The sequence below is a fragment of the Clostridium senegalense JC122 genome (assembly GCF_000285575.1).
In the GTDB taxonomy this organism is placed as follows: Bacteria; Bacillota; Clostridia; order Clostridiales; family Clostridiaceae; genus Clostridium_J; species Clostridium_J senegalense.
In genome coordinates this window covers 1,234,077-1,240,700 of the sequence record NZ_HE611050.1, presented here as the reverse complement: position 1 = coordinate 1,240,700, position 6,624 = coordinate 1,234,077, and the positions used below count along the sequence as shown (strand labels likewise).

Below are 6,624 nucleotides of genomic sequence, written 5' to 3'. Positions count from 1 at the left end.
GTGGTTGAGAATGGAATCCAGTTTCTTTGAATTAGAGGGAGTAAATTTTGAGTTGAGGGATAAAACAAACTAAGACTAATTTTAAGGTATATCACCGTAACAAGAAGGACAGGTTCATTTAGTTGTACCACCATAAAAAACTTTAGAACTCAATAAAACAGTTAATATAAAATAAATTACCGATCAAAGAACCAGTACTTGAGCTGCAAAGTAGCGTATCTATAAGGTACTGGTTCTTTGTTTATTTTGTTATGGGAATAAAATAAACAAAATTAAGGATTAAGAATTATGAATTAATAATCCAGGATGAAAGTGGTAACCATTTTCTGAAAATGATTTAAAAAATACGTTTAGCATTACTAGGAGCATAGCGAATAGTAATAACCACAACTGTTAACTATTCACTCTTAACTAAAAAAGTTTCTCTTGTGATGGAGGTAGAAGTTGGGAGAATTGATTACTTAGCAGCGGTAGAGAGTTTGGAAAAATTGACAAAGGACAATTAAAAAAATTAAGGATTAAGAATTAAAGACTTAATTTTTTTATTTAAAAACCGATAATATCTTTATATATTAATTTGAAATATAAAATATTATTTTTAATTTATTTAAAGAAGGGGTGTAGATAGTGGATATAGGAAGATTATCAATGGGAATGAGCAATGTAGCATTATCAACAGCTGTTAGTTTAGCAGTTACTAAATTACAAATGAATTCAATGAATGAAATGGCAGTTAATATGCAGGATATGATGAGCAAAATGGCTGTAAATCCTAATGTAGGAACTAAAATTGATGTGGTTGGATAGTTATAACTCCTTTTATAAAATTGCATAATGTATTTTTATTTTGAGTTATGACGTGTATTTCAAAAACTACATGCCATAACTTTAATAATTTATAGAGATAAAATTTGAGATTAACATCATAATAATTTAAAATGAAGTTTTATACTTATATTATGTAATTTTATATTTAAGTTAGGCTAATTTGATTAAAAGTTTTAAAGGATATGGATAAATGGTGGTGTATTTATGAAAGGAAAAAAAAGAAGTTCTTTAAGAGGTAGAAGAAGTATTAAAACTCAAATGATAACCAATATTGTTGGAGCATTTTTATGTGTATTAATTGCAATATTAATATCGGTAACTATTTTAGCAAGTCGAATTTTAGTTAATAATTCTAAACAAACACTTAAAAATATTGTAAACCAAACATCTCATCTGGTTTATAAATATGCAGAAGATTGTTTAGAAATCACTGAAATTTTAAGTGATAATACTTCTATAAAAGATGCTAATATAAGCAACGAAAAAAAGTTAGATGTATTAAAGTATTCTGTTAAAAAATATGATTTATTATCAATTGGATTTACAGATAAAGATGGAAAGTTATATGCTACAAGTACATCAGAAATACTTGATTCATCAAAGGAAAAGTATTTTCAGGCATCAATTAAAGGTGAAAAGTATGTAAGCTCTACAGAGTTCTCAGAACTATTTAATAAGTACATAGTTACATATAGTGTACCAGTTAAAAGTGGCAATGAGATAATAGGGGTAGTGAGCATAATTCAAGATGCAGCTAAAATAACAGAATCACTTAAAGAAGCCCAATATGGAGAAAGTGGTGCTGTTTATGTTATCGATAGTACAGGTGCAACTATTCTAAGTAATGATTTTAATGATATAGAATCTAAGGAAAATATAATAGAGGAAGCAAAAAGTGATAAAGAAGTTGAAAACATTGCAAAATATCATAGAAAACTTTTAAATGGAGAATCTGGTGTCGGTGATTATACATATCATGGAAGGACAAAATATCTAGCATACCAACCAATAGAGGGCACAGAAGGTTGGGGGGTTTGTATGCTTATAGACAAGGATGAAGTTTTACAAAGTTTATCTAAATTACAAATGGTATTAGTTATAACAATAATTATTGCTTTAATAATTGCTATAGGTGTTAGCATGAAAATTGCTATTAATTTTACAAAAGCATTAACCAAGATAAAAGATGCTGTAAAAACTATAGAAAATGGTGATTTTACTATGACCCTTACAGACAAAGATTTGAGTTATAATGATGAGATTGGAGATATTTATAGATCAATAAAGGAAAGTAAAACTTCTATGGCAGAATTAATAAAATCTGTTAGAGATAACTCAAAAATAATTAATGAACAAGCATTAGTTCTTCAAGATACATCAAATAATCTTTTAGCTGGTTCATCTAATATAGTTTATGCAGTTCAAGAAGCAGCTAAGGGTAATGATGAGCAAAGTAGTCACTTGTCATTAATAAATGAATCTATGAATAATTTTTCAGGAAAAATTGTTGAAATGGATACTGCTATTGAAAATATAAGTGAAATGGCTATGTTAATAGGTGAAAATGCTGATGAGAGCAATAAGGATATGAAAGATTTAATTAAGTCTATAGAAAAGTTTAATGAAAACTTTAAAGAATTTACAGAAATTATTTACAGTATGAATACGAAAATAAAATCGGTAAATGAAATAACTACAGTAATAAGTGCTATAGCTGGGCAAACCAACTTATTAGCATTAAATGCAGCGATAGAGGCTGCTAGAGCAGGTGAAGCAGGACGAGGATTTTCAGTGGTGGCAGATGAAATAAGAAAACTTGCAGAGAAAAGTAAAGAGTCGGTAGTGGAAATTACTAAAGTTATTGAAACTGTACTAGAAGAAAGTAATAAGATATATGTTAATACAGAAGAGATGAAAAAGGATATAGAAGGTGAAAGAGGTAATGTTGATAAGGCAATTAAGTCTTTTGAAACTATATCATTAAATATAAAAGAAACAATTCCTAAAATAGAGATGGTAAGTGAAAGTTCAGGAGATATAAATAAAGAAGGGGAAGTTATTGCAGACAGACTTGATAATGCTACAGCAATATCAGAAGAGATTTCAGCAACAACTGAAGAAATATCTGCATCAACAGAAGAATTTAATAGTTCAAGTGAAGAGGTTACTAATGCAGCGGAAAAACTATTAAATCTATCTATTGAGCTCAATAAGAAAATGGAGATATTTAAATTAGAAGAAAACTAAAGCTTAATTAGTTAAAAGTTAAGGAGGAAACTGGATTAGTCCAGTTTCTTTAAATTTAAAGGAGTAAAGTTTGAGTTTGAGAGGTTAACCTAACCAAAGTTAAAATCAAAATGTACAGCCATAACAAATGGGACAGGCACGAATGGCTTAGCGGTGTAAAATGAAAATCAGCTCTTTAAATTTAATTACAATAAATAAAAGAAGTTAGCCAGTCCCTTAAATAGTTAAGAGTTAAGAGTTAACAGTTAAAAGTTAAGGAGGAAACTGGATTCCAGTTTCTTTGAATTAGAGGGAGTAAATTCTAGGTTTAGGATATAAAACAAACAAAGTTATATTCAAAATGTACGGCCGTAACAAATGGGACAGGCACGAATGGTTTAATTACATAAAATAGAGAGTAGCTCTTTGAATTTAGTTACTATACATAAAAAAAGTTAGCCAGTCCTTAAATAGTTAAGAAGTTTAAAGAAATTGACAGTGGACAAAGGACAATTGACAATGTTGGTTGAAACTGGACTGTCAGTTTCTTTAGATTAGGGGAAGTAAAATTTGAGTTTGAGAGGTTAAACTAACTAAAGTTAAAATCAAAATATACAGCCGTAACAAGAAGGACAGGCGTACCTAAGTATAATTTTCTTAAGTTATTTTCACAGTGAAATCGAAAGATTATCAATAAAATCTAAAGTAACCAAAGCCGGTCCTTAAAATAGTAGCTTTGCTGCGTAGATGTTCGGGACTGGCTTTGAGTTATTGTGTTAGTAGTATAAAGTTAGAAGAGAATGAAGTGTTAGCGAAGCAAATAAATTTACCGTGCCTGTCCCATTTGTAATGGAGCGAACACTAGGAGTAATTGCTTATTTAAAGGTTTCACTAAAACCAAAATAGGGGTACTGGTTCTTTACTTGTTTTATTGTGGAAATACAGCAATTTTGGAATCTACAGTTTAAACGAAGAAAATAGCCACAAATGAACCTGTCCCACTTGTGATGGCGTAAAAATCTTAGATAATTACTTACTTAGAAGTTTTACTTTTGTAGATTCAAAATACGTTGAGAATTACTAGGAGCAAATCGAATAGTAATAACTACAACTGTTAACTTTTAACTATTCACTTTTAACTAAAAAAGTCCCATTTGTGATGGAGCCAACACTAGTAGTAATTGCTTGTTTAGGTGTTTGGGACCGACTTCGAGCAGTATTGTAGATAAGCTAAAATTAATAGAAGTATCTATCCCAAAGTATAGTAAAGTAGCCAACTACGCGTCTGTCCCTCTTGTGATGGAAGTAGAACTTTGGGTGATTACTTACTTAGAGCTTTGCTTTTGTAAATTAAAAAAGTACGTTTAGTATTACTAGGAGCATAGTGAGTAGTGATAACAATAACTTTTCACTGTTAACTTTTAACTAAAAAAGTCCCACGACCATTCACTTAATGTTCATAATTTATGAAAATATAGTATGTATACGCAAAACTGCAGTGTTTTCTTGTAATTAAGCAACTTTCCATAATATATTAATCATATTAAATTAAATAATAGATAAATAAATTTTATTATTTGTTAATATGGTCTATTATTTTTTTCATAAGTCTTATTTAAAGATTTTACATAGGTTATAATAATGAATATATAAATGCAAAACTTTTATAGAAATTGCAAAAATAAATTAGTTTTGTGGTGAAGGAGTGTTTTTTATGTTAGTAGATACAGTTAAAAAATATTATGACAAAGAATATGATTTAAATTGTGCAGAAACAATTATATATGCAGCAAATGAGGAATATGGTTTAAATCTTTCACATCAAACTCTTAAAACTATGGCTGCTTTTGGTGGTGGAATGGCTGTAGAAAGCACTTGTGGAGTAATTACAGGTTCTATAGCAGTACTTGGAATTATGTTTACAAAGGAAAAAGCGCATGAAAGCGATAGAATTAAGCTGTTAACTCAAGAGTTTATAGATACTTTTGTAAGTGAATTAAAAACAGAAAGTTGTGCAAGACTAAAAAATAGATATAGAGATGATGAAAAAAGATGTGCAGACATTGTGTTTAAAGGCGCAGAAATATTAGATAAAATAGTTAATCAAAATAAAGAAGAGTAAAAATTACATATTATAGGGTATATAATACTTAATATTAACTTATACATAAAAATTTTGATATCAATTAAGAATGTTCATATCTTAATTGATATCAAAATTTAAAATATTATCAAGTTTTTTAGATATTTTTCAAATTTGATTTATAAATTGAATTTTATAATAAATAATTTCAATTTTATATTTAGAGGTTTTTATATTAAATTTCAATTAGTTTAAAGATTTTAAGACAAGAATGATATTTTTATGGAAAGTTGCTTAATTACAAGAGAACATTAAAAAATAAAAGATTAAAGTTCAATGAATAAAGTAATACTTTCAGGTGCATACCTATATTTGTGGAAGAGGTGATTTTGTGGATTTTAAAGAAGTTTTAGAATTTGATAATAAAATTGTATTAAAGGATGTTGAAAACTTTGAACTTAAGGATATATTTGATTGTGGTCAGTGCTTTAGGTGGAATAAAACAAAAGATAATACTTATATAGGAGTTGCTTATAATAAGGTTATTGAAATAGAAAAAGAAGGCAATAATGTTATTATACATAACTCTAATCTAAAGGATTTTAATGAAATTTGGTGTGAGTATTTTGATTTGAAAAGAAATTATTCAAAAATAAAAGAAGAACTTAAAAAAGATCCAATATTGGATACAGCTGTTGCTTTTGGAGAAGGTATAAGAATATTAAAGCAAGAGCCTTTTGAAATATTAATTTCATTTATAGTATCAGCTAATAATAGAATACCAATGATTAAAAGAGCTATAAATAACATAAGCAAAAAATATGGAAATGAATTAGAGTATAAAGGCGAAAAATATTATTCTTTTCCATCAGTAGATAGACTTATAGAAGCTTCACAAGAAGAAATAGAAGAAATGGGTGTTGGTTTTAGAGCTAAATACATAGTGGATTCTGTAGATAAAGTTTATAATAATGTTTACAATTTAGAGGAAATAAAATCAATGGATGATGATGAATGTCATGAAGGGTTAAAACAGTTTAATGGTGTTGGGCCTAAGGTTGCAGATTGTATAATGTTATTCTCTATGCAAAAATACTCATCATTTCCTGTAGATGTATGGGTTAAAAGAGCAATGCAACATTTTTATGTTGCACCAGATGTATCATTGCCCAAAATAAGAATGTTTGCAAGAGATAAGTTTGGAAACTTAGCTGGTTTTGCTCAACAATATTTGTTTTTCTATGCAAGAGAAAATAAAATAATATAGAAATTTTAAAAGTCAAATTGGAACCTTATATAGGGATGCAATCTATAACTTAAATTTATACATCAAATTTTTGTTATCAGTTGAGAAAAATAAGTACAAATATAGTTAGTTAAGAATTATTCACTCTTAACTTTTAACTAAAATAATCTGTTAGTTATTGAAAAAATATTAATTTGAGTTTTCTCATTTGATAAATGAATAAGTTTAAGATTTAATTTGG

General features: G+C 28.0%; 5 protein-coding genes. All 5 read left to right on the top strand.

All coding sequences use genetic code 11. The features are described from left to right. Positions 1–627 precede the first annotated feature (627 nt). A complete protein-coding gene (locus tag CSGHG_RS06510) occupies positions 628–807 on the top strand; it encodes a YjfB family protein (protein WP_010293599.1) in 180 nt (59 codons plus the stop codon). A gap of 225 nt (positions 808–1,032) precedes the next feature. Further along, positions 1,033–3,075, top strand: coding sequence for a methyl-accepting chemotaxis protein (locus tag CSGHG_RS06505; RefSeq protein ID WP_010293597.1), 2,043 nt, complete (start codon positions 1,033–1,035; stop codon positions 3,073–3,075). 1,176 nt (positions 3,076–4,251) lie between these two features. Next, positions 4,252–4,422, top strand: a complete 171-nt coding sequence (locus tag CSGHG_RS22550; protein ID WP_235700107.1) for a hypothetical protein — start codon at positions 4,252–4,254, stop codon at positions 4,420–4,422. A 346-nt stretch (positions 4,423–4,768) separates the two neighbouring features. Continuing rightward, positions 4,769–5,176 (top strand): C-GCAxxG-C-C family (seleno)protein, encoded by a 408-nt coding sequence (locus CSGHG_RS06500; RefSeq protein ID WP_010293594.1) that lies wholly within the window; start codon positions 4,769–4,771, stop codon positions 5,174–5,176. Positions 5,177–5,528: 352 nt separating this feature from the next. Continuing rightward, positions 5,529–6,404 carry a DNA-3-methyladenine glycosylase family protein gene (locus tag CSGHG_RS06495; RefSeq protein WP_010293593.1) on the top strand — a complete coding sequence of 292 codons (876 nt, stop codon included), beginning with the start codon at positions 5,529–5,531 and terminating at the stop codon, positions 6,402–6,404. The last annotated feature ends 220 nt before the right edge of the window (positions 6,405–6,624 follow it).